Genomic DNA, 1,957 nt, shown 5'->3' on the forward strand with positions numbered 1-1,957 from the left:
AATTGATGGAGACTTTCTAAAACTCAAATAGTAGAAATGTTTTAAAAATAGAGTATTAAATGCTCTGCCGATACGATAGCGCAGCATTTAACTACAAAACAAACCGGTATTTCCCCGAGAAATCGGGATTTTCAAAATACCTGATTATCTGTCCGGTGGCCAGACGTCTATAGAAAAAAATGTCAAGGGTAATAGCCTTCTATTAACAAAAAATATGATTTTTGTTTTCTGATATTTGGCTCACTTTCTATACCCGGTTTCCACAATATCTCAGAATTCAATTTTATGGTTTTATTTTTATTACAGTTAATCTGTATCTTTCTTTACACGTTCTATTTATTGGTTTTTTATTTCCTACACGTCTATATGAACTCTCCTGGACACTGCATATTATAACAGAGTTTCCTGGGTTACGGTAAATTTGAGTATAAACGGGAGAAGGTTAACCGGGCCTGTGGCCTATCTTTACTCCAATTAATATAATCCGAGTATGTTGCACGTCTGGCCTTGAACTCTTTCTCCCAAGCATAGATCAGGTTAATCCATATCAAAAACCATTAAAATTGAATATAAATTAATTCTGCCTGTTATTGTTGAAATCAGGCTCTATTTACATTTTATTCATTCACATGAATACATCCTTATACCTTAATGCATTGTTTTATCAATAATCTCTTTAACCGGCTTGATCGGAGCCCTGCGCAGCTCAAGAGCAAGACGGGTAAAGACTTTAGATGACGTGTGATTTATTTTTCCTTTTTCTCCCGCCATTTATAGGGTTCATATTCCAAACCGCTTTTTAATATGCCATAACTTACTTTGGCAATATATCGGGCAACCGCATTTCGGGCATTATGTTCGGCTAAACCTTTTTCTAAAAGATAATCATAATAATCCCGAATCGGATTATGAGCGGATATACAAGCCAAAGCTGCTGTTTTATATACCGATTTCAATAGGCGGCTATAGCGCGGTTTCTTTTTACCATAACTACGTCCACCGCTCAGCTTCTCTAAGTTAACTAAACCGCAATAACTCAGGTAATGTCCACTCTTTTTAAATCGCCGGGCATCTATTACCTGGGCTAATATCCTTATGGCGCCTATATCACCGATACCTGGAATTGATTTTAATTTCTTTAATTGTGGGTTACGACGGCATATTACCTCAAATTTCTTTTCGTAATTTTCTTTTGTATTACGGTATTGTTCAATCCCATCGTTAATATGATCCATGATAAATAAAGCCGTAGTACTTTTAACCTGATCTGCTCTTAAACCTTCAACTTTTAAAAAAGCGGCCTTTTGATTCAGTAAACAAACACCCGCTTTAACCACATCATTATAGGCGCTGGCCAGACGTCGCAATTGATAAAGTCCGCTAAGCGAATGATATACCTCTTTTAAAAGTCCGGCCTGCAATAAAAGACATAATTTCCCGGCATCAATCTTATCTGTTTTAGGACCATCGGCTAATAACCGGTTGCGATAAGGATCACAGATAATTATGCGATCGACATGGTCGCATAACTCCATATATAACCAATGCGAAGACGTGGTCTCTTCGATAGTTAATATCTTCTTACCAGTGAGATGATCAAGCATGAGCTTTAACTCCGATAAATCAGATGGCCGCTCAATTATTTTTGGCCCTCTCCAGCCAACTTTTAAACGCGCAATGGCCATAGTCTTTATTGACCAATCCAGGGCAAGGTAATGTTGATAATTGTTTGGTAAATCATTATTGCCATGCAGTTTGTTGTTCCTTAAATTGATTACGTTCATTTTAGGTCTCCTTTCTTTTTTGAGATGTCATTTTATAAATGTATTATATACATTTCTACACCATTAAAGAAAGTGAGATCTTTTTTCTAATTTACCGGGCCTGTCCGGCTACTGACGGGCCAAAAACAAGCGCCAGGCCGCTATAAAAAGTCTGACCGCTCAAATTCAAAGAA

The 1,957-nt window shown here is 37.1% G+C and carries 1 protein-coding gene; it reads right to left on the reverse strand.

Features of this window, described 5'->3' with window-relative positions; genetic code table 11:
• Positions 1-746 precede the first annotated feature (746 nt).
• Entirely contained in the window at positions 747-1,784 is a 1,038-nt protein-coding gene (locus tag ENO17_03840; protein ID HER24168.1) for an IS110 family transposase, read from the reverse strand.
• Between the last annotated feature and the right edge of the window lie 173 nt (positions 1,785-1,957).

Source organism: Candidatus Atribacteria bacterium (assembly GCA_011056645.1).
Classification (GTDB): Bacteria; Atribacterota; Phoenicimicrobiia; order Phoenicimicrobiales; family Phoenicimicrobiaceae; genus Sediminicultor; species Sediminicultor quartus.